Source organism: Xanthomonas nasturtii, assembly GCF_001660815.1.
GTDB classification, from domain to species: Bacteria; Pseudomonadota; Gammaproteobacteria; order Xanthomonadales; family Xanthomonadaceae; genus Xanthomonas; species Xanthomonas nasturtii.
Genome location: NZ_LYMI01000033.1, coordinates 17,025 through 37,673 on the forward strand (window position 1 = coordinate 17,025; position 20,649 = coordinate 37,673).

At 63.7% G+C, this 20,649-nt stretch carries 18 protein-coding genes, 1 tRNA gene and 2 pseudogenes; 10 read left to right on the forward strand and 11 right to left on the reverse strand.

All coding sequences use genetic code 11. The features are described 5' to 3' along the window. Nucleotides 1–10: 10 nt before the first annotated feature. A complete protein-coding gene (locus A7D16_RS12755) occupies nucleotides 11–1,612 on the forward strand; it encodes a tryptophan halogenase family protein (RefSeq protein WP_064633269.1) in 1,602 nt (533 codons plus the stop codon). A 434-nt stretch (nucleotides 1,613–2,046) separates the two neighbouring features. On the opposite strand, the gene pyrF is transcribed toward A7D16_RS12755, so the two are convergent. Further along, nucleotides 2,047–2,778, reverse strand: coding sequence for an orotidine-5'-phosphate decarboxylase (pyrF, locus tag A7D16_RS12760; protein WP_064633261.1), 732 nt, complete (start codon nucleotides 2,776–2,778; stop codon nucleotides 2,047–2,049). After that, nucleotides 2,775–3,734: a 5'-nucleotidase, lipoprotein e(P4) family gene (locus A7D16_RS12765; protein ID WP_064633271.1), complete on the reverse strand. Its 960-nt coding sequence runs from the start codon at nucleotides 3,732–3,734 to the stop codon at nucleotides 2,775–2,777. Before A7D16_RS12765 ends, pyrF begins: the two co-directional genes overlap by 4 nt. Nucleotides 3,735–4,073: 339 nt before the next feature. Between A7D16_RS12765 and A7D16_RS12770 the strand changes: the two are divergent. The 3 genes and pseudogenes from A7D16_RS12770 to A7D16_RS12780 form a co-directional block, all read left to right on the forward strand. Then, a pseudogene (locus tag A7D16_RS12770) lies at nucleotides 4,074–4,550 on the forward strand (YceH family protein); the annotation flags it as partial. A gap of 128 nt (nucleotides 4,551–4,678) precedes the next feature. Beyond that, nucleotides 4,679–5,230, forward strand: coding sequence for a 3'-5' exoribonuclease (locus A7D16_RS12775; RefSeq protein WP_046932391.1), 552 nt, complete (start codon nucleotides 4,679–4,681; stop codon nucleotides 5,228–5,230). 92 nt (nucleotides 5,231–5,322) lie between these two features. Then, a tRNA-Ile gene (locus A7D16_RS12780) sits at nucleotides 5,323–5,425 on the forward strand. Between the two features lie 3 nt (nucleotides 5,426–5,428). Here A7D16_RS12780 and A7D16_RS12785 read toward each other — a convergent pair. The 4 genes and pseudogenes from A7D16_RS12785 to A7D16_RS12800 form a co-directional block, all read right to left on the reverse strand. Next, nucleotides 5,429–6,055, reverse strand: coding sequence for an SEC-C domain-containing protein (locus A7D16_RS12785; RefSeq protein WP_052757257.1), 627 nt, complete (start codon nucleotides 6,053–6,055; stop codon nucleotides 5,429–5,431). A gap of 45 nt (nucleotides 6,056–6,100) precedes the next feature. Continuing rightward, nucleotides 6,101–6,982: pseudogene (locus A7D16_RS12790) on the reverse strand (DNA-binding protein); the annotation flags it as partial. Between the two features lie 511 nt (nucleotides 6,983–7,493). Further along, nucleotides 7,494–8,330: an SseB family protein gene (locus tag A7D16_RS12795; RefSeq protein ID WP_267884316.1), complete on the reverse strand. Its 837-nt coding sequence runs from the start codon at nucleotides 8,328–8,330 to the stop codon at nucleotides 7,494–7,496. 106 nt (nucleotides 8,331–8,436) lie between these two features. Beyond that, nucleotides 8,437–8,709 (reverse strand): BPSL0761 family protein, encoded by a 273-nt coding sequence (locus A7D16_RS12800; RefSeq protein WP_019184714.1) that lies wholly within the window; start codon nucleotides 8,707–8,709, stop codon nucleotides 8,437–8,439. Between the two features lie 336 nt (nucleotides 8,710–9,045). On the opposite strand from A7D16_RS12800, the gene A7D16_RS21650 reads away from it, so the two are divergent. The 5 genes from A7D16_RS21650 to A7D16_RS12825 all read left to right on the forward strand — a co-directional run bounded on the left by A7D16_RS21650 (nucleotide 9,046) and on the right by A7D16_RS12825 (nucleotide 15,847). Beyond that, the gene (locus A7D16_RS21650; protein WP_224482004.1) at nucleotides 9,046–9,288 is read left to right on the forward strand and encodes a heavy-metal-associated domain-containing protein; all 243 of its coding nucleotides are present in this window, start codon (nucleotides 9,046–9,048) and stop codon (nucleotides 9,286–9,288) included. A 137-nt stretch (nucleotides 9,289–9,425) separates the two neighbouring features. Then, entirely contained in the window at nucleotides 9,426–9,821 is a 396-nt protein-coding gene (locus A7D16_RS12810; protein WP_005413404.1) for a hypothetical protein, read from the forward strand. Nucleotides 9,822–9,930: 109 nt separating this feature from the next. Then, nucleotides 9,931–11,199 (forward strand): TolC family protein, encoded by a 1,269-nt coding sequence (locus A7D16_RS12815; protein WP_282294873.1) that lies wholly within the window; start codon nucleotides 9,931–9,933, stop codon nucleotides 11,197–11,199. After that, entirely contained in the window at nucleotides 11,196–12,710 is a 1,515-nt protein-coding gene (locus A7D16_RS24250) for an efflux RND transporter periplasmic adaptor subunit (RefSeq protein ID WP_005413406.1), read from the forward strand. The genes A7D16_RS12815 and A7D16_RS24250 overlap by 4 nt, the downstream gene beginning before the upstream one ends. Then, nucleotides 12,707–15,847: an efflux RND transporter permease subunit gene (locus A7D16_RS12825; RefSeq protein WP_005413407.1), complete on the forward strand. Its 3,141-nt coding sequence runs from the start codon at nucleotides 12,707–12,709 to the stop codon at nucleotides 15,845–15,847. Before A7D16_RS24250 ends, A7D16_RS12825 begins: the two co-directional genes overlap by 4 nt. 104 nt (nucleotides 15,848–15,951) lie before the next feature. On the opposite strand, the gene A7D16_RS12830 is transcribed toward A7D16_RS12825, so the two are convergent. Together A7D16_RS12830 and A7D16_RS12835 are read right to left on the reverse strand one after the other, a co-directional pair. Further along, complete coding sequence (locus tag A7D16_RS12830; protein ID WP_049452571.1) at nucleotides 15,952–16,782, reverse strand: DUF4198 domain-containing protein; 831 nt, start codon at nucleotides 16,780–16,782, stop codon at nucleotides 15,952–15,954. Nucleotides 16,783–16,808: 26 nt separating this feature from the next. Continuing rightward, entirely contained in the window at nucleotides 16,809–17,249 is a 441-nt protein-coding gene (locus A7D16_RS12835; RefSeq protein WP_239686999.1) for a TonB-dependent receptor, read from the reverse strand. Here A7D16_RS12835 and A7D16_RS24485 point away from each other — a divergent pair. Next, nucleotides 17,167–17,373 carry an arginase family protein gene (locus tag A7D16_RS24485; protein ID WP_005413410.1) on the forward strand — a complete coding sequence of 69 codons (207 nt, stop codon included), beginning with the start codon at nucleotides 17,167–17,169 and terminating at the stop codon, nucleotides 17,371–17,373. The genes A7D16_RS12835 and A7D16_RS24485 overlap by 83 nt on opposite strands. 29 nt (nucleotides 17,374–17,402) lie before the next feature. Here the strand turns inward: A7D16_RS24485 and A7D16_RS12845 are convergent, their stop codons facing one another. The 3 genes from A7D16_RS12845 to A7D16_RS12855 all read right to left on the reverse strand — a co-directional run bounded on the left by A7D16_RS12845 (nucleotide 17,403) and on the right by A7D16_RS12855 (nucleotide 20,468). Next, nucleotides 17,403–17,954 carry a DUF305 domain-containing protein gene (locus A7D16_RS12845; RefSeq protein WP_031269107.1) on the reverse strand — a complete coding sequence of 184 codons (552 nt, stop codon included), beginning with the start codon at nucleotides 17,952–17,954 and terminating at the stop codon, nucleotides 17,403–17,405. A 74-nt stretch (nucleotides 17,955–18,028) separates the two neighbouring features. Further along, the gene (locus tag A7D16_RS12850; protein ID WP_005413412.1) at nucleotides 18,029–18,304 is read right to left on the reverse strand and encodes a hypothetical protein; all 276 of its coding nucleotides are present in this window, start codon (nucleotides 18,302–18,304) and stop codon (nucleotides 18,029–18,031) included. 28 nt (nucleotides 18,305–18,332) lie between these two features. Further along, the gene (locus tag A7D16_RS12855) at nucleotides 18,333–20,468 is read right to left on the reverse strand and encodes a copper-transporting P-type ATPase (protein WP_024957401.1); all 2,136 of its coding nucleotides are present in this window, start codon (nucleotides 20,466–20,468) and stop codon (nucleotides 18,333–18,335) included. Nucleotides 20,469–20,649 lie beyond the last annotated feature (181 nt).

Below are 20,649 nucleotides of genomic sequence, written 5' to 3' on the forward strand. Positions count from 1 at the left end.
ACGTGCCGGCATGGACGTGTGGTGTTTCGAACGGGGCCAGCTGGCCCCGTTCGTGTGTCCGTCCGCTGTCTTTGCTCAGGAATGCACAGGCATGATTCCCGCTCCACTTCGCAACATCGTCATTGTCGGCGGCGGCACCGCCGGCTGGATGGCCGCCGCGGCCTTCGCACGCGTGCTGGGCCCTAGCTTCAACGTGCAGTTGATCGAATCCGAACAGCTCGGCACCGTCGGTGTCGGCGAGGCCACCGTGCCCCACATCAAGGCCTTCAATAACCTGCTCGGCATCGACGAAGCCGAGTTCGTGCGGCAGACCCAGGGCAGTTTCAAACTCGGTATCGCGTTCGTCGATTGGCAACGCCCCGGTACCTCGTACATCCACGGCTTCGGCACCCAGATCGGGCATCCGCTCGGGCTATTGCCGTTCCACCAGTACTGGATCAAGCAACACGCACGCGGCAAAGCGCAGCCGCTGGGTGCGTACACGCTCAATACCGTGGCGGCCGCGCGCGGTAAGTTCATGACATCGGCTGGCGATGTGCCGGCCACCTCGCCGCTGGCCAACATTGCCTACGCCTATCACTTCGACGCCACGCAGTACGCGCGCTTTCTGCGCAAGTATTCCGAACAGCACGGCGTCACCCGCATCGAAGGGCTGGTCGAGCAGGTGCAGCTGCATCCGGAAACCGGCCATGTGCAATCGCTGCAGCTGGCGTCCGGGCAGCTGGTGCATGGCGACTTGTTCATCGATTGCTCCGGCTTCCGTGGCCTGCTGATCGAAGCTGCCCTGCACACCGGCTACCACGACTTCACCCACTGGCTGCCGTGCGACCGCGCGTTTGCGGTGCCCTGCGAAAACGTGGGGCCGCCCACGCCGTACACGCGCTCCACTGCGCGCGCGGCCGGCTGGCAATGGCGCATTCCGCTGCAGCACCGCACCGGCAACGGGTATGTGTATTGCAGCGCGCACATCAGCGACGACGAAGCCGCCGCCACCTTGCTGGCCAATCTGGATGGCAAGCCGCTGGCCGACCCGCGCCCGCTGCGCTTCACCACCGGGCGGCGCAAGCAGGTCTGGAACCGCAACGTCGTCGCGCTGGGCCTGGCCAGCGGTTTTCTGGAACCGTTGGAATCGACCAGCATTCATCTGATCCAGTCCGGCATTTCCAAATTGCTGGAGCTGTTTCCGCGCGAGGGCATCAGCCCGGTGCTGGTGCAACTCTACAACGACCGGCTGGCATTCGAGTTCGACCGCATCCGCGATTTTCTGCTGCTGCACTACCACGCCACCGAACGCGACGACAGCGCGTTCTGGCGGCATTGCCGCAGCATGCCGATCACCCCGGAGCTACAGACCGCGCTGGACCTGTTCCGCGACAGCGGGCGGTTCTATCGCAATGCCGAAGAAATGTTCGCCGAGATCAGCTGGGTGCAGGTACTGGTGGGCCAGGGCATCCTGCCGCAGGGCTATCACCCGCTGGTGGATCAGGTGCCCGACCGCGACGCCGAAGGTTTCCTGGCCAGCGTGGCGCAGACCATCAGCCATTGCGTGGATGTGATGCCGACGCACCAGCAGTTCATCGACCGCTATTGCAAGGCGCCGGCAGTGCCGTAACGGGGCGGTGGTCGACCACGGGTCTCCGAGGCGGCACCGGCGTACCGAGCCGCGTGTGCTCGGTGGACTGCCGATGATGTTCCACCTTCCCTCGCCACTGGTCCTGGAACATCTGATGAGAGGCGTTGGTAGTCGGCGCTGCGTGCGCCGGCTTGGCAGCCGCGCGGTGCCCGCTGCGTGCAGCTTCCCCGCACCCCCATCCAGGAAGTGACCATTGGCGGCGCGCGAACGCCGGCCAAAAAAAAGGATCGGGCACAAGGCCCGATCCCTTCGAAAACCGGGACAAGCCCGGTGGACAATGAGTGGCACAGCTTCCGACTGACATCGGACGCGGCATGCTAACCAGACTTTAACGTTAAAGCAACACTTTAATTCTACTCAACTAACTCATTGATTTTGTTCATGCAGTAGGCACTGGCGTACGGTGCGCTCGATCAGCTGTGATGCTGGGTGAGAGCCGCCCGGATCTCGGCTTGGATTGCTGCTGCCGCCGCTGCCGGATCAGCCGCCAAGCGAATCGGGCGGCCGACGACAATCGCATCGGCGCCATCGGTGAAGGCCTGCGCCACGCCCACCGTGCGCTGTTGGTCGTCGCCGACCGGGCCGCCGGGGCGGATGCCGGGGCAGACGATCGAAAACGCAGCGCCAGTGGCACGGCGAATCGGCCCGGCTTCCTGGCCGGAGGCGATGACGCCGTCGATACCGGCGGCCTGTGCGGCCAGCGCGCGCTCCACCACCACGTCCACCGGTTCGCGGTCGATGCCCATCGCCGCCAGGTCCGGGCGGCCCATCGAAGTCAGCACGGTCACTGCCAGCAGCCGCATGTCGCCGTGATTGGCTTCGGCGGCGGCGTGCAGCATGCCCGCATGCCAGCCATGCACGGTGCAATAGCTCACCGGCCACTGCGCCAGGCGGCGGATGGTGCCGGCCACGGTGGCGGGGATGTCGAAGAATTTGAGGTCCACGAACACGCGCTTGTCGCGCTTGGCCAGCGCATCGAGCACATGGAAATACTCGCCGGAGGCCAGCAGCTCCATGCCGATCTTGTAGAACGCCACCGACTCGCCAAGGCGGTCCACCCAGGCGATCGCCTCGGCATGGCTGGGCACATCCAGCGCGAAGATCAGCCGCTCGTGCGCGGCCAGCGGTAAGGGGGGGCGGCTCATCGTGCAAGCTCCAGTGCGGCGCGCTTGGCGTCGTGGCGGGTCTGCCAGGGTTGTGCATAGTCGTTGTTGAACTGCGCCGGCTCCCAGCCACCGTAGCTGGGGTTGGGCAGCATCCACCAGCGTTCGCCGAACCAGTCGTGATACTGCTGCAGCAGCGCGCCACGCGCCTGGCCGGTGTTGGCGGTGACCTGCACGAAATCGCCCAGCTGGTCGCCGAACTGCATCAGCACGCGGTACTTCTGCCCGGCCAGCTGGCGGCGACAATTCTTCTCGCTACCGGCCTGCTCGCAGCCGGGCACCACCGTGCCCAGGCCGAGGAACACGCTGTCGTCGGCCACCGGCAGGCCGGCGCTGCGCAGGTTGGCCAGCGTGGCGTCCTTGAGGTGCACGGCGCGGTTGGAGATGTAGATCAGGGTGATGCCGCGGGCGTTGGCGGCCTTGGCGAAATCCACCACGCCGGGGATCGGCTTGGCCTTCTTCTCGGCCACCCACTGGTCCCAGCTCAGTTCGTCGTATTCCTTGCCATCGTGCAGCAGGCGCGCCTGGTAGGGCGAGTTGTCCAGCACGGTCTCGTCCACGTCCAGCACCACCGCCGGCGTCAGGCCGGTGGCGGCATTGCCGCGTTCTTCCGGCACCAGCGCGTCCCAGTTGGGTTGCTTGAGCGCGGCATCCAGCTTGTCGGCAGCGGCGCGGTAGGTCTGCCCGGCCACGGCGCGGTATTCCTCCGAGCGCTGCATCCACAACACTGCGTTGAGGTTGTCGTCGCCGGCCGGGGCGGTGGTCGCCGAGGTTGCGGCCTTGGTGACCGCGGCGCTGGCATCGGCGTTGGCAGTGGTGGCCGCATCCTGCGCGCGCTGGGCCGGCTGCGTGTCGCCAGGCTTGCAGGCGCTCAGGGCCAGCGCGGTGCAGGCGAGCAGGGATAACGGTGCGTAAAGCGAGGGGCGCATGGCATCCACCAGAACAGGAGCGGTAATGAAGACCGCGATTTTAACGGGTTCGCGCCAGGCCGCTTGCTGTTGCTGGTGGCGGTGCGGTTGGCACTGGTCGATGCACAGGGATGCAGGCTTGGGCGCGGCAGGCTTGCCGGCGGCTTGGACCGCGACGGGGTTTCGGCACTGGCGATGCTGCGGGTAGATACCAGCCTGCCTGCACATGTGCAGGCTGCGGTTGCTGTCCTGGGCTGGCTTCGGCGCAGAAGTCGATACAGATGCGGCACGCGCGTAGCCGCGCCCAGCGGAACAATGCCGGCCCCGGATCGGCATATCCTTGTGCGCTGATTGCCCCAGGAGTCACCCATGACAGAGTCCTCGCCCCCGCCCGTCCTCGACACCGCCCAAGCCCGTGTGCTCGGCTGCCTGATCGAAAAAGAGGCCACCACGCCGGATGCGTACCCGCTCACCGTCAATGCCGCGCAGGTGGCCGCCAACCAGAAGACCGCGCGCGAGCCGGTGCTGAATCTGCAGACCGGCGTGGTGCATCACGCACTGCGGCAGCTGGAAACCCTGGGCCTGGTGCGCCAACAGTTCTCTTCGCGCGCCGAGCGTTACGAGCACCGCCTGGGCAGCGTGCTGGATCTGACCCGCCAGCAAGTCGCGCTGATCGGCCTGCTGCTGTTGCGCGGCCCGCAGACGCTGGGCGAGCTGTACGCACGCAGCGAGCGGCTGGCACGCTTCAACGACACCGAGGACGTGCGCCATCACCTGGACCGGCTGATCCAGCGCGGCCTGGCCGCGCAGCTGCCGCGCGCCAGCGGCCAGCGCGAAGACCGCTATGAGGGTTGGCAGGGAATCGTTACGAACACGGCCAGATCTTCGATAACCGATTGATGGATCGGTGAATTCTACCCTCGGCCGCACTTCCAGGGGCGGCCCTCCCCAGGGAGCTGTGGCACCATTCAACCATGACCACCACGTACTACTTCTTGGACACCGAGTGGGCCGATGTGACGGGCAGCGAGCTGGTGAGTCTGGCGCTGGTGAACGAAGGTGGAGACCGCCTTTTCTACGCTGAGCGAGCCAGCCTGCCCGAGGCTCCCACCGACTTCGTTCGTCAAAGCGTCTACCCGCTGCTAGACCGCGGCGACGCAGCCCTGGCTGATGCTGTCTTGACTACCGAGCTGCGCGCCTTCCTCAGCGAGGTCGACGCGCCGGCAGTGATGGCGGATTTCCCGAACGATCTCCAGCTGCTGCGGTACGCCCTTGATGGGTTTGAGTTACCCGATGACCAGGTTGCCGCGTGCGGGCCCCGGCCGGCGCCGGTCATGACACGCATGTCGAAGGAAGGTCTTCCGGGATTGCTGGTGGAAGATTGGTTCGCGGCCCATCCGGAACATAGGGCCAGGCGCCACCATGCCTTGGTGGACGCGCAGGCCTTGCGGATGGCTTGGCTGGTGGCGACCGACCGCATCCCTGCTCCGGCGTGGGCCCACTCCTACCGCCGCGCCCGGGGATAGCGGCATGGCGTCCATCCCCGGTATGCTTGCCCCATGAACCGCCTGAGCCAGCTCGACCTTCGAATACCGGCGTGATCGCATCGATCGATCACGCCCCTGTTGCTCATGATGGTCAGAGCGCCGGCCTTATACCCCGGTGAGAGCACGCGCCAGATAAGCGCGTACACGTTGGTTCGATTCCGACCAGGGGCACCACCGTCAACGACGGAAGAATGCTTCTACTTGCGTCCCATGACAGCGCTTGTACTTGCTGCCGCTGCCGCACAGGCACGGTGCATGCTCGCGCAATCCCGCACCGAGTGACTGGCCCAAGAAATCCCTCGCCTGTAGCAGGGGCTGGATTTCATCGGCGGGCACGCTGACCTCGCCATACTGGGATGATCGCTCGCCGCGGTTCATCACCCGGACGATCGCTTCGGACATCTGGATGAAGTGCTTGATCAGCAGGTCATCGCGTAATGGCATGCGGACGTTGTCGATGGCCAGGCCCTCGTAGCGTCTGCGCGGGTCCGGCACGAAGAGAATGCGCTTCTCGCCTTCGGGCTTTGGCGTGATGTCGATCATTTCCCCTTCAGGGCTGACCCACACCGCATGGAATTCTGCCTCGACCAGCACGTGCGGCCATTCCCACAGCTGCCACCCGCACAGCATCTGACCACCGTCGCGCGCGACCTTGGCCTGCACGTTGGGAAAGCACTCGCGCACGATCGCGTCGGCTTCCGGCCGTACATCGAGATAGACCGGTTCTGCGCCGCGTACGACCGAATCGGTTAAGCGCCGCACCGCACGGGTGATTTCCGGGGGTGTGGTGGTGACTACGCTCATGGTGAAGCTCCTTGCGATCGTGGCGCCTGATGTTCTCTTCCTAGGCTATGACCCCGGCGTCTCTTCCGATGAGATCCGCTTGGTGCCTTTGCCGCCGGCTCTGGCCGGCTGCAGCTGGGCCAACAGCGGCTCCAGAGTGCTCAGGCGCACTGTGGCGCGCAGGGTTTCCGCTTCGGCCTGCTCGCGTCGTTCGCGCTCCTGGGCCAGCTCGGTTCTGGCTTGTGCGAGGTCCTGCCGAGCGGCGTCCAAACTCTGAGCGTCTTGGCCCCAGCGCACCTGCAGCGCCTGGTGTTCGACCGCCGTCAGGCGCAGCGTATCGAGGTCGCCCTGTTGCGTCTGGATGGTCTGGCGCAGCTGCGCCACCTCCTTTTCCAATCGAGTGTGACGCTCCAGCCACTGGCCGTTCTCCCGGTTGAGCTGCACCAGGTCGTGGTTCTTGGCGGTCAATGCTTCGTTGGCCTGGCGCAGAGTGACCTGCAATTCCTGCACCTGGTGCTCGTGCCGGCGTTGCTCCTGCTCGCGTTGGTCTTTAACCGAGGTGCGGTAGTGCTCAAGGGCTTCCCTGGCATGCTCGTGCTTCTGCTCCAGGGAGCGCGCGTGACTTTCGTGCTCTGCCAGCCGCGCAGTGAGGCCCACAATGCGTTCCTGCAGTTTTGCCAGCTCGGTGGTGCGGCTGGCCACCTCGCCCCTGGCGGCTTCGCTCGCCTCGCGTTCTGTCTGCAGAGCTGTCTCGGTGCGCTGAAGCTGCACACTGAGGTTCCCGGCCTCTTGCCGGGCCTGTTCCAAGGCTTGGGTGCGCTCGTGCAGCTCGGCCTGGAACCGTTCCTGTGCCTGCGCGACCATCGTTTCGGCGTCGACATGCAGCCGTTCGGCCAGACGACCGACCAAGTCCTGCAGGGCGTCGCTGATCGCGATTGATTGCCGCGGAGGAAATGCCCCCGTTCCCGCAGACATACACCCCATTCGCCGCGGAAACGCGCCCCACATTTCGCGGAACCCCGGACAAGTCGCCCCAGCTTTGATGGAACGACGGAAAAACCGCCCCGGTGTTGAGTTGTACGTGGACAGCGCACTCTTGGATGCTCCTACGCAGCACTCCCAATGCGTTTCCCACGCACTCAATGGTGATCTTCATTAGCGAGCTTCTATCGCTTCGCGGCGGCTTTGATCGCAGCGTGTGTGCGCTCTATAGAAAGCACAGGTTCGTCCTTTAGGAAGGTCGGCAGGGATTCGTGAGAAAAACAGCCGAATCGTCTCTAACACCATGATTCAACGAGGAAACACCCCTCGACGTCAGGCAGTTCGTGGATTACAGACCTAGGCTTGATTGAACCAGAAGCCGCGTGACACAGGCATTCCTGGAGTACTGCTCAGGCACGCGTGCCCTTCTTGAATATTGGATTCAAGAGTTTCCACGCTCCTGACCCAACGGAAACCTTCAAGAAGGCTCTGACCGTCGCCTGATCCATTGCAGTAGTTCCTCGTGCGGGATCGTACGTCCAGCGTCGACGTCGGCCATACCCTCGCGGGTCCGCCGTTCCTTCTCTTCCTCGGTCAATCCCGGAAGGAGTGCTAGTAGCTTATCTTCAGGGCTCATAGGCCGATGAGCTGTGCTCAAGTTGGCTTGATTCTCGTGAAAAAATATGGGCAGGATCTGGGGATCATCCAAGCCCGCCGGCAAAGGCAGCGATACGTCGTGGACCGCCAAGTCGATGATGACGTCCAAATCTGAGCATAAGGGCTGTATGGCGGTGGTCACCAGACGAGCCGCCCGCTCGGCGAAAGCCAGGTCCACCACCAGCCAGATCAACAGACCGGGAGGCTGTTCGACGCCCCCTGACGAGTGAGTTTCCAGGAGATAGGCCGACGAGACGAAGTCGGCGTGCTCAAGGCTGCCGCTGATGGCCGGAGCGAGCCAAGCCGGCGCGGCCTGGGCAGGTCTCACCGCGAACTCCGCCGGCGCCAGACGTTCCACCCTGGCCAGAAAGCCCGTATCCAACAATGTCGCAACCTCTTCCGGGTACAGGACAACGCCGCCGTAGTTGGGATTGAGCATCAACGTCGCGCCGCGAGTACCGGTTAGCAGCTCACGGCCTGAAACTCCCAGAATTCTGACAGCAGACGAGCTGGCCGCCTGCGCCTTGTCGAGCGAGGTAAAGAAAGGGATCGCATCGAAACCGTCAGGATGGCGGAACTGGACCAGCCGCAGTGTCTGCGCGTCGTCCGAGATGGGCGCATGCACGTACACGATCGCATCCATCAGTCGCTGGAGAATGCGCGTTCCTCGGCCGCACTGTCGCGGGCCCGTTCAAAGGAAGCCTCCAGCGCTGTCTCCGCAGACGTAGTCCCTCTTCCACGCGGCCTGCTCGGTTGCTTCATGGTCAGATGCGATGAGGGCCAAGCGGGTACCCGGAGAACCAATCCGCCTCGATCTCGCTGCTCAGGTAGGGTCGTACGAAGGCCGACTGGGTCAGCGCTCGCAGCCGCTCTTCGTGCTCAGCAATCGCCTCGATGTCGCTGACGGTTGGATAGTGCCGCAGCAGTCGATATGCCTCTTGCCGCACCTCTTTAGGCACGGCTTGGCTGGCCGCTAGCTGCCTGAGGAACGCGCCCGCCTGCAGCACATTGCGGGTGCGCTCAGATGGCATCGTCATGACATCAAGAATGACTAGCACTAAGGAATGCTTAGCTTATCGCGTTTGTGGCCGGCCAGGGCACGGTGCAACTACAGACCTTGCGATTCCTGTATTAATGTAATATAATCAATAACTTAATTCGCATAAGTGAGCGTTATGTCCATGGAGTGAGGGCCAATAGGAACGAGCAGGTAGCCTGAGCCTTCCCATGATGGGAAGGTCAACAACGCGGGACGGATTACCACTCAACTTGCCTGTCGTTTGACCTTCCCACCGTGGGAAGGCTCATCGTCACGCCGTCGGCAAACCGCCGATGCTTTTGGAGGGTTGTCCATGAATCTCGTTGTTGAAGGTATGACCTGTGGTCACTGTGTCCGAACGGTCACCCAAGCCATTCAGGCCCTTGACCCCCACGCCCAGGTGGACGTCGATCTGGGCAGTGGCGTGGTCAAGATCGAGGGCCTGCTTGCCGTAGAACAGGCGGTTGAGGCTATCCAGCGGCAAGGCTATGTGATCGCTGCGGTGCTCCCTTCTGAGGCTGGTACGCCGGCCGCCCCGGCCGTCGCATCCTCCTGCTGCGGCGGATGCCACCGCTGAGTCCGCGCGAGGGCTTGATCCTGATCAATGACAGTCGGCCCCAAGAGGGCTAGACTGGCCATCATGAGAGCTCGCACGTCCCCTGCCCTGATCTGCCCAGCGTCCGCAGGCGCTGCTTCGGGCGTGCGGGAGCTGTCATGGTGAGGCTGCTGAGGCGATGGCGGCGACCCCGTTCTCGTGCCCGACTGGCATGGCTGGGACTGTGGGCGCTGCTGCTGCAGCAACTCGCGCTGGTGGCTTACGCCTGTCCGCTGGAATCGGTGGAAGCTGGACAAGCGACCCTGATGGTCGGTTGCGAAGAGATGTCCACGCCGGATCCCGATGCTCCGGCGTTGTGCGACCAGCATTGCCAGCGCGATCACATCGCCACGGCCGATGCGAAGGCCCCTCAAGTGCCTTACCAGCCCGCGCTGGCCGCCTTCGCGCTGGTGCAGGCTCTGTTGCCACCGGTACACGCGCAGTTGTATCGGGATGTTCCGGTGTGCGTGTCCGATCCGCCTCCCCTGCAGCGCTTCTGTAGCCTGCTGATTTAAGCCCCCTCCTGGATTGACCCGTGCTCGTGCTGCATGCGTTGCAGCGCGCTCGTTGTCGTTTCCCGGAGGTCTTATGGAGATGTCTTTCTTCTTGCGTGCAAGGCGCAAGATGGCGTGTGGGTTCGTGTTTGCCCTGGCGCTCAGTGGTCCTGTGCTGGCGGCATCGCCCGCTATCCCGATCAGCTACACAGAAGCCCTACAACGGGCGCTTGCTAACGCCCCAACCCTGCAGGTGCGCCGATCGCAGATCGATGCCAGTACCGAAGAAGCCGCGCGTGCTGGCGCGCTTCCCGACCCACGTTTGATCGTGGGGCTGGCGAACTGGCCCGTCAGCGGACCCGATGCCTTCAGCTTGCGGGCCGATGAGATGACCACCCAGCAAATCGGTCTGATGCAGGAGTTTCCTGCGCGTGCGAAACGACGTGCCGAGCACGCGTTGGCGCAAGCGACGCTGGCGCAAGCGCGCTCACTGTCGATGGCCGAACAGCAGATGGTGGCCCAAGCGGCCGCGCTGGCCTGGATCGAGCTGTGGAGTACGCAGCAAGCCGTAGATGCGTTGGAAGGTCTGCGCGAGCCGGCCCGTATAGCCGAGCGTGCGGCGCGTGCTCGCTTGGCAGGCGGCACGGCCGGGGCCAGTGATGTGCTTGCCGCCCAGGCCGCCCTACTGCAGTTGGACAATCGCCTGGAGCAGGTACATGCGGAGCACGCCGCCGCGCAGGCCGGCCTGGCGCGGTGGTTGGGTATTGCACCAGAGGCGATCTTGGCCAGTGGTGCGGCACCGGATTTTTCGCAGTTGCCATTGGAGCCCACCCAACTGCTGGCCAAACTGGACCAACACACGCCACTACTGGGCTGGGAGGCACGCGAGAGCTTAGCCCAGGCCCAGGTGGATGCGGCCGTGGCCGAAACCCGCCCGGATTGGAGTGTGGAGCTCACCTACGGACGTCGCGAGCGCGCACCCGACGGCATGGCGCGCAGCGACATGCTCATGGTGGAAGTGGGTGTGGGCCTGCCGCTGTTCCAGAAGAACCGCCAAGCACGAGGCATCGCGGCACGGCGGGCCGAGCTGGAGGCGGTGTCCGCAGAGCGCGATGAGGCCCGGCGCATCCAAGCCGAGTCGGTGCAACGCGCGATAGCGCGATGGCGCGGGTTAACCGGCCAGTTGGAGCGCCAGAACACGCAGAGCCTGCCTTTGGCGCGCGATCGTGCACGCACGGCGTTGGCCGCCTACGGCGCCGGTGCCGACCTGCAGCCGTGGCTGGAAGCGCGGCGCGATGAGATCGAATTGCACCTGGAGAACGCCCGTCTGCTGGGCGAACAGGGCCGTGCCTGGGCGGCACTGGCCTATCTGCTACCCCATGAGGAGAACACGCCATGAGCCCGACCAAGACGCGTCTCACACAGCTCGCCGTGGCCCTCGGGTTGCTGGCGCTCGGCTTTGCCGGCGGCTACGCCTGGATGACTCGAACCTCTGATACCACCCCGCCCCCCGGCACGAGCGTCGCAGATCAAGCACGCAAGGTGCTGTACTGGTACGACCCCATGGCGCCGGAGCAGCGATTCGACAAGCCGGGCAAATCTCCGTTCATGGATATGGAGTTGCTGCCCAAATACGCAGATGAGGCCATAGGGGGCGGAACGCAGATCGATCCGCGCCTGCAGCAGAACGTGGGCATACGCACTCAGGAAGTGACGGTAGAGTTACTAGGGACTGCCGTACGCGTGCCGGGCACACTGACGTGGGATCTGACCCAGGAAAGCGTGATCAGTGCGCGCATGGAAGGCTTGATCACCCACGTGCAGGTAAAGGCGCCGTTTACCGAGGTTCGTCGTGGTCAAACGCTGGCCACCGTGCAGGCCCCGGCATGGAACGCGGCCATCGCCGAAGCACATGCCCTGAGCCAAGCTCAGTCCGCGGGCGCGCGTGAGCTGCAGGGTGCGGCGCAACAACGGTTGCGTTCGTTGGGTGTTCCTTCTGGCGCCTCGGCCAGAAGTGGCGTCGTGCTTAGCGCAGACCACAGTGGTGTCGTGACCGAGATCCTGGCACGCGAGGGACAGACGGTGATGCCCGGTACGCCACTGTTCAAGATCAATGGGCTGGACACGTTGTGGCTGGAGGCCTCGGTACCCCAGGCAGCGCTGGGCACCTTGCGGCCGGGGACCTCAGTGCAGGCCACGGTCAGTGCCTGGCCGGCAGAGCGCTTTGCCGGACAGATCCAGGCGTTGCTTCCCCAGGTCGACATGGCTAGTCGCACGCAGCGGGCGCGAATTGTGCTGCGCAACCCGCAGCGTCGGCTGGTGCCGGGCATGTTCGCCGAGGTTCTGGTGCAGCCCGACGCCGAGCAGGCCCTGCCAGTCGTTCCCACGGAGGCGCTGATCGCCACCGGGCGGGACAGCCGGGTCATCGTGCAGGATCCGGACGGGAGCTTCCGGCCAGTGCGGGTGAGTGTGGGACGTAGCGTGCAAGGGCGCACGCAGATCGTGGCAGGCTTGGCCGGTGGTGAACGCGTGGTCGTCTCGGGTCAGTTCTTGCTCGACTCCGAAGCCAGTCTCTCCGGTGCGTTGGAGCGCCTGGGTGCTGCACAACCGACACGCCCTGCCAGCGCATCAGGTGTGCACGAGCGCCATGACGCCGGGCACGAACCACGCACTGTCGTGCCGTCACCGTCCAGACAGCCGGCGCCTGTCGCGCCAGACACCTCCACCTCTACGCCGCCGCGCTGCCCGGTGCAGTACTGGTATGACCCGATGGTGCCGGAGAAGCATTTCGACAAGCCGGGCAAGTCACCGTTCATGGATATGCAGTTGGTACCCAAGTTCGGCCCCGCCGCAGCCGCTGATTGCCAGGCAAGCGAGGTCATGTCCGAAGCGATGGAGGGCACACCATGATCGCGCGCCTGATCCATGCTTGCATCGCCAATCGCGTGCTGGTGCTGGTTGCCGCCGCGCTGCTGGCGGTGGTCGGTATCTGGTCGGTAAAGAACACGCCGCTGGATGCGCTGCCGGACCTGTCCGATACCCAGGTCATCATCCGCACGCAATGGGCGGGGCAAACCCCGCGCATCATCGAAGACCAGGTCACCTACCCGTTGGCCACCACGATGTTGTCCGTGCCGGGCGTGAAGGCGGTACGCGGCTTCTCCTTCTTCGGTGATTCATTCGTCTACATCCTGTTTGACGATGCCACTGATCTTTACTGGGCGCGCTCTCGAGTGCTCGAGTACTTGAGCCAGGTACGCGATCGACTTCCGCCGAATGTGAATCCGGCGCTGGGTCCTGATGCGACAGGACTGGGCTGGATCTACCAGTACGCCTTGGTGGATCGGACAGGTCAACGTGATGTGGGGCAGCTGCGTGCGTTGCAGGACTGGTTTCTTCGTTATGAGCTAAAAACCGTGCCGGACGTGGCTGAAGTAGCCAGTGTGGGCGGTGCGGTGCGCGCCTGGCAGATCCAGCCCGATCCGCAGGCGTTGGCGGCCCGTGGACTGACGGTGGCCGAGCTCATCGAGGCGGTGGATGCGGCCAACGGCGCTACCGGGGGCTCGGTGATCGAACAAGGCGAAGCCGAACTGATGGTGCGCAGCGAAGGCTACCTGCGCACACAGGAGGCGTTCGAACAGGTGCCGGTAACCGGCAACGACGGCATCCCCGTCCTGCTCGGCGAGGTGGCCACGATCAGTCGCGGGCCGGTCTTCCGTCGTGGTATCGCAGAGTTGGATGGTCAAGGTGAGGTGGCCGGCGGCGTGATCGTCCTGCGGACCGGCAAGGATGCCTTGGGGGCCATTCGGAACGTCAAAGCGCGACTGCAGGCGTTGCAATCCAGCTTGCCCGAGGGCGTGGAAGTGGTGCCGGTGTACGACCGCTCCGAGCTGATCCAGGATGCGGTACGCAACCTCACCCACAAGCTTGGCGAAGAGTTTCTGGTCGTAGCGCTGGTATGCCTGCTGTTCCTGTGGCACCTACGCTCGGCGTTGGTGGCCGTCATCACCCTGCCTTTGGGTATCCTGGCGGCCTTCATCGTGATGCACGCCCAGGGGATCTCCGCCAACTTGCTGTCATTAGGCGGCATCGCCATCGCCATTGGTGCGATGGTCGATGCAGCGGTGGTGATGATCGAAAATGCACACAAGCATCTGGAGCACTGGCGGGAGGCGCACGGCCGGGAACCTCAGGGTGAGGAGCGCTGGCAGCTGATGGCCCGCTCGGCGGCCGAGGTCGGACCGGCCCTGTTCGCCAGCTTGCTGGTCATCACCCTGTCTTTCGTGCCGGTTTTTGCCCTGCAGGCGCAGGAAGGGCGATTGTTCTCGCCTCTGGCCTACACCAAGACCTACGCGATGGCCGCCGCAGCAGGGTTGTCGGTGACCTTGATCCCCGTCTTGATGGGCTACCTGATCCGCGGCCGCATCCGCCCGGAACAGCAGAACCCCATCAATCGCATCCTGATCGCTGGCTATCGGCCCATCCTGCTGTGGGTCCTCAAACATCCCGGTGTCACCTTGCTGCTCAGCGGCCTGCTGCTAGTGCTCACCTTGATCCCCTTTAGCCGGTTGGGCAGTGAGTTCATGCCGCCCTTGGAAGAAGGCAGCCTGTTGTACATGCCCACGGCCCTGCCCGGCCTGTCCGCCGACAAGGCCCGTCAGTTGCTCCAGCTCTCGGGCCGGATGATCAAGACCGTACCGGAGGTTGAGCACGTGTTCGGCAAGGCGGGCCGTGCCGAAAGTGCGACCGATCCGGCACCGATCGAAATGTTTGAGACCACCGTGACCTTCAAGCCGCGGGATCAATGGCGCCCGGGCATGACCCCCCAGAAGCTACGCCAGGAGTTGGACGCAGCGGTCAAGATTCCCGGTCTGACCAACCTATGGGTCCCGCCCATTCGCAATCGCATCGATATGTTGGCCACCGGCATCAAGAGCCCGATTGGGATCAAGGTCTCCGGACCCGATGTGGAGCAGATCGAGCGCCTGAGCCAGCAGATCGAGCAGGTGGCCAAGACTGTGCCCGGCGTGAGTTCGGCACTGGCCGAACGCGTCACGGGTGGGCGCTATGTCGATGTACAGGTGCGCCCGGAAATCGCTGCACGTTACGGATTCACTCAAGGCCAACTCCAGCAACTGATTGCCACGGTCGTTGGCGGTGATCCAATCGGGGAAACGATCGAGGGGCGCGAACGCTATCCCATCGTCTTGCGCTACCCCCGTGGCCAGCGTGACTCGTTGCAGGCCTTGCAGGATCTGCCGCTGATCGCGCCAGGCGGTGTGCAACTGACCTTGAGCCAGGTGGCGGAGCTGTCAATCAGCCCAGGCCCGCCGATGCTCAAGAGCGATAACGGCCGGTTGGTGGGCTACATCTACGTGGATGTGGCCGATCGCGACTTGGGATCGGTGGTCCAGGACCTGCAAGCCGCGGTGCAGACCCAGGTGAGTTTGCCTGCCGGCTATGGTCTGGCGTGGTCGGGGCAGTACGAGTATCTGCAACGGGCTTTGGCACGCCTGCAATGGGTGGTGCCCGCGGCGTTGGCGATCATCTTCCTGGTCATCTGGATGGTGTTTCGCCGGCTTAGCGATGTATCCATCATCCTGCTCAGCTTGCCCTTGGCGTTGGTGGGCGGTTTCTGGTTGATCTGGGGGCTGGGCCATGCGATTTCGGTGGCCAGCATGATCGGATTCATCGCCCTGGGCGGCGTTGCGGCTGAGTTCGGCGTCATCATGCTGCTGTACCTGCGTCATGCCTGGGAGCAGCGCTTGGCCAGCGGTGCGCCGGAAGATGTGTCTACCCTGCAAGAGGCTATCTACGAAGGCGCCGTGCAACGGGTGCGCCCGAAGGCGATGACGGTAGCCGTCATCCTGGCCGGGTTGTTTCCGCTTTTCGTCGGTGCCGGTGCCGGCTCGGAGGTCATGCAACGTATCGCCGCGCCGATGCTGGGTGGCATGCTCACCGCACCGGTGCTCTCTATGGTGGTGATTCCCGCAGCGTTCTATCTAGTGCGGCGACGTGGATTGCGCGCGGCGCGGGGCGACCAATGAGAGACAGACTGAGCACTTGAGGTAAGTCCCCACAAAAAGACGCCAGTCATGGAAGAAGTCATGACTGGCGTCAAAGGGGAGAGTACCGCCTACATGCTTACTTATCAGTGCCCGGCGTGCGGGGAAATCTCAAAGCTCAGCGACGCCCGATCCGACACAAAATCCAAACCCTTTTGTGTAGAGGGCACCATGTGATTGGTGTGGATGTACCAGGTCTTGGCGGTGGTCACCTGGAAACTGGCTTGGCCTTGGGCATCGGTGCGCAGGAGCGTAGCGCTACCGTGCCCACCCTTGACCGGTGCGTCAGCACGATGACCGACGTACACGCGTAGGTTGGGCACTGGCGTGCCCTGCTGCAGCACCTGGAACGACAGCTGTTCGCCGACCTTCACGCTTCCAGGATTGCGGGCCAAGCGGATCTCCAGCGGATAGCCCAGCGAGGCAGCGAAATCGTCGGTCAGTTTTGTGCCCACCTGTCCAATGGTACGAGCATGCTTGGTATAGCTATAGGTGACCCCTTTGGGAAACTTGCTCGCATCATAGGTGGCCAGGGTATCGGGCAAGTCTTCCAACTCCAGGTACTTGCCGAACTCGCTGGCCGTACGCGTGCTGGTGGAGGCCATCGTCGAGACCCCCAGCAGATAGGTGCCCTCGCCCGCCGGATGCACGGTGAGCTGGCTCTGCTTGCCGACCTCTTTCCAACTGGCCAAGTCCGGTGCAGCCTTAGCGCCGCCCTGACTCAGCGAAACGTCCTGTAGACGCGCTCGGGTGACTGCACCTGCACTTTCATCGAAGGTGCCATTGTTCACCAACGCTGTGTTCGCCTCGCCCGCTGCGGTGCCAGGCTTGGAGAAAGCGACAAACAGGTCGTGCGCACCGGCACTGCCGGCCACAGCGAACAGCAGTAGTGTGGCGGATAGTTGCGTGTTTCTCATGATGTGTAGCTCCTCGTGATCGTGGCTTACCAGTGGTAACCAAAGCGGACATTCCAGCGACGACCCAGCAAGTCGTACGTCATGGTGTCGGTGTCGGTGTTGGGGTTGTTCTTCACGAACGGCGCCTTCTTATCGAGCACTTTTTCAACGCCGGCGGAGATATCCCATTTCTTCTTGATGCCGTAGCTCAGTTGCAGGCTGTGGTACACCACGCTGGACACATGCGAGCCGATCGTGTCGGGCACGGCGATGATGTCGTCCGCGCTGCCGATGTACTGCGCCGAATAGACGCCGGTCCGACGGTTCTTGCCCATACGCAGTGAGCCCAAGCCACGCCACTGGGTGTAGCTACCCAAGCCGCTGGTGATCTTGCCGGCGTACTCAATGGTGGTGGCCCCGGGCGTGAGCGCCCCCAACCCACGCGGGGTGAGTCTGGAGGTCCTGGAAGCCCTGCTGGATCTGGTCATGGCCTCGGGCAAGGTACGTGTGGTCGACGTGGCGGAACTGTGTCCGCCCCTGGATCCGGATCAAGCCACCGCACGTGTGGCCGCGCGTTTGATCCACCGAATGGTCAGTGCGCAGGCTCAGTGAAGTGATATCGGCTGGCAAAAGGCAGTGAGCTAATGGGAACGCTCAGCCAGCAACTGCTTCATTTGCGCGATCTCCTGTGTCTGCGAGGTAATAATGTCCTGGCAGAGCTTCACCAACTCAGGATCCTTCAGACGATTCTCCTCACACATCAGGATGGCGCCAGCGTGGTGGGGAATCATCGAACGGATGAACTGCTTGTCAGTGACCGCTGCTTGAGTGCGAATGCCCCACCAGCAGAACAGCATGAACGCCACCGTCAGACCAGCCAGAATCAGATTGCGTCGGCGATCGGGGTACATGCTGGACATTAGCCACAGCTCGATCAGCAGCATGGGAGCGGCCATCAGGCCCGCCATGTAGAACTGGTTCACGTTGTTATAGACGTTAGCCCACTGATCGACCATTGCGTACATCAATGCGTACATGGCCACGAAAGACAGGCCCATCATCAACAACAGGCGGCCGTAATGGCCTTGATGCCCTTGTTGTGCCTGGTGGGCAGGTTGGTGTGAGGCGTGCGGTTTTGCGTGCTGGGACTGCGGGTCTTGCGCGTTTTCGTGCGTACCGTGCGAAGAGGACATAACAATCTCCGTGGGAATGGCAGAACGGCGGAAGAACCCGGGAACTGTTGGAACAGCTCCCGGGCTGAGAACACTTACATACCCTTGCCGGCAGCGAATTCCTGCGGGCTCAGCTTGCCATCTTTGTTGCTATCGAGCATGCCAAAGTGCGGCGCCAGCTTGTGCTTGGCCAGTTCTTCCTTGGACAGCGAGCCGTCCTTGTTGGCATCGAGCTTGGTGAAATCGGCATCGGCCGCCGCCGGCTTGTGCTGACCGTGGTCGGTGGTGGGCGTGGTGGTCTGGCCGCCGGCGAAGGCCGCGCCCGCCATCAGGAACAAGGCCATCATCGAGAGGGAGGCATAACGCTTCATTGCAGTACTCCTTGTGGGATATGAGCCATCAGTGACAGGAATGGCCGCGCGCAGGCTCATCGGCGCGGTCAGGGTGGGGGGTGGCAACAACGGTGGAGCCGGACAAACGCAGGGCATTGGTGACCACCGAAACCGAGCTCAGGCTCATGGCCAGGGCCGCCATCATCGGACTGAGCAAAAGGCCGAAGCTGGGATACAGCAAGCCGGCGGCGATAGGCACGCCGATGGCGTTGTAGACGAAGGCGAAGCCCAGGTTCTGCTTCATATTGGCCACCGTCAAAGACGAGATGGCACGGGCTTGCACGATGCGCCTCAAATCACCCTTGACCAGGGTGAGCTGGGCGCTGGACATGGCCACATCCGTGCCCGTCCCCATCGCGATGCCCACATCGGCTGCCGCCAGGGCCGGCGCATCGTTGATGCCATCGCCAGCCATGGCCACGCGACGACCCTGGGCTTTGAGTTGCTGGACCAGGTCGGCCTTGTCCTGCGGCTTGACGCCACCACGCACATCCTCGATGCCCAGCGTGCGCCCCACGGCCTCGGCCGTCGCCTGTGCGTCACCGGAGGCCATCACCACGTGCAGGCCATCGGCACGTAGCAGGTTCAAGGCAGGCAAGGTCGTGGCTTTGATGGGATCAGCCACCGCAATGGCGCCGGCCAACCGACCATTGACCGCCAGGAACATCACGCTAGCGCCTTCTTTCCGAAGACGCTCGGCGCTGCTTTGCAAAGGTGCTACATCGGCGCCAACCGACGCCATCAGGCTTTGGTTGCCGAGCACGACATCCTGATCGGACACGCGCCCGCGGACGCCTTGGCCGGTGAGCGAATCAAAATCTTGGGCGGCCACCAGGTTCAAGCCACGTCGCTGGGCTTCAGCCACGATGGCCTCGGCCAAGGGGTGCTCACTGCCCTGCTCCAAGCTGCCGGCCAAACAAAGGATCTGATCGGCGTCGAAGCCGGCGTTGGAGAGCGTGTCGCGAAAGGCTGGACGCCCCTCGGTCAACGTACCGGTCTTGTCCACGATCAACGTGTCGATCAGACGTAGCTGCTCGATCGCCTGAGCATCGCGGAACAGGACCCCGACCTGCGCAGCGCGGCCAGTGGCGACCATGATCGACATGGGGGTAGCCAAACCCAAGGCACACGGGCAAGCAATGATCAGAACCGATACGGCATTGAGGACGGCAAAGGTCCAGGACGGTTCGGGTCCAAACAGACCCCATCCGAAGAACGTGAGCACCGCCGTGGCCAGCACGGCCAGGACAAACCAGTACGCCACCTTGTCCGCCATACGCTGCATCGGCGCGCGGGAGCGCTGGGCTTGGGCTACCAACTGCACAATCTGCGCCAGTACCGTCCCGGATCCGACTTTGTCCGCCCGGATGACTAAGGCGCCCGTCCCGTTGAGCGTGGCGCCTATAACGTGATCACCGACAGCCTTCTCCACCGGAATGGGTTCACCGGTCAGCATCGACTCATCGACACTGGCGCGGCCTTCGATGACTTCCCCATCGACCGGCACCTTCTCGCCCGGTCGTACGCGAAGCAGATCACCCACGTGCACGTGATCCAGCGCAACGTCCTCTTCGCCCCCATCGGGTTTGACGCGGCGAGCCGTCTTGGGCGCCAATCCCAGCAGGGACTTGATGGCCGCCGAGGTTTTGGAACGCGCCCGCAGTTCCAGCAGCTGTCCGAGCAGGGTGAGCGAGACGATGACCGCTGCCGCCTCGAAGTAGACCCCTACCCGTCCATGCTCGCGGAAAGAGTCCGGAAACAGGTCCGGTGCCACGGTGGCCACCACGCTGTAGCCAAACGCGGCGGCCACGCCGATGCCGATCAGCGTCCACATGTTGGGGCTGCGATTGCCGATGGACTGTAGGCAGCGCTCAAAGAAAGGCCACCCCGCCCAGAGCACCACCGGGGCGCTCAGCACGAGCTCAATCCAGGTGCGCGCCTGCGTGGACAAGCCGGGCAGACGGTGTCCCAGCATGGCCAAGACCAGGACGATCAACGTCAAAGGCAACGTCCACCAGAACCTTCGGGTGAAATCGCGTAACTCTGGATTGTCGTCCTCCTCCAGCGAGGGCATCTCCGGCTCCAGCGCCATGCCGCAGATCGGACAGGTGCCGGGACCTGGCTGACGAATCTGCGGATGCATCGGGCAGGTGTAGACCGTGGCGTGGGTACCGCTGGGTTGGGCCACCGCTGCTGGGGCGGTCACTTCAACTTGCTGGGGAGCATCGTCCGTATAGCGGACGGGATTGGTGATGACCCGTCCATCCGCAGCCTCGACAGGGGCTGCGCCTGCAGAATGGTGATGGTCATGGGACGACGGTGAG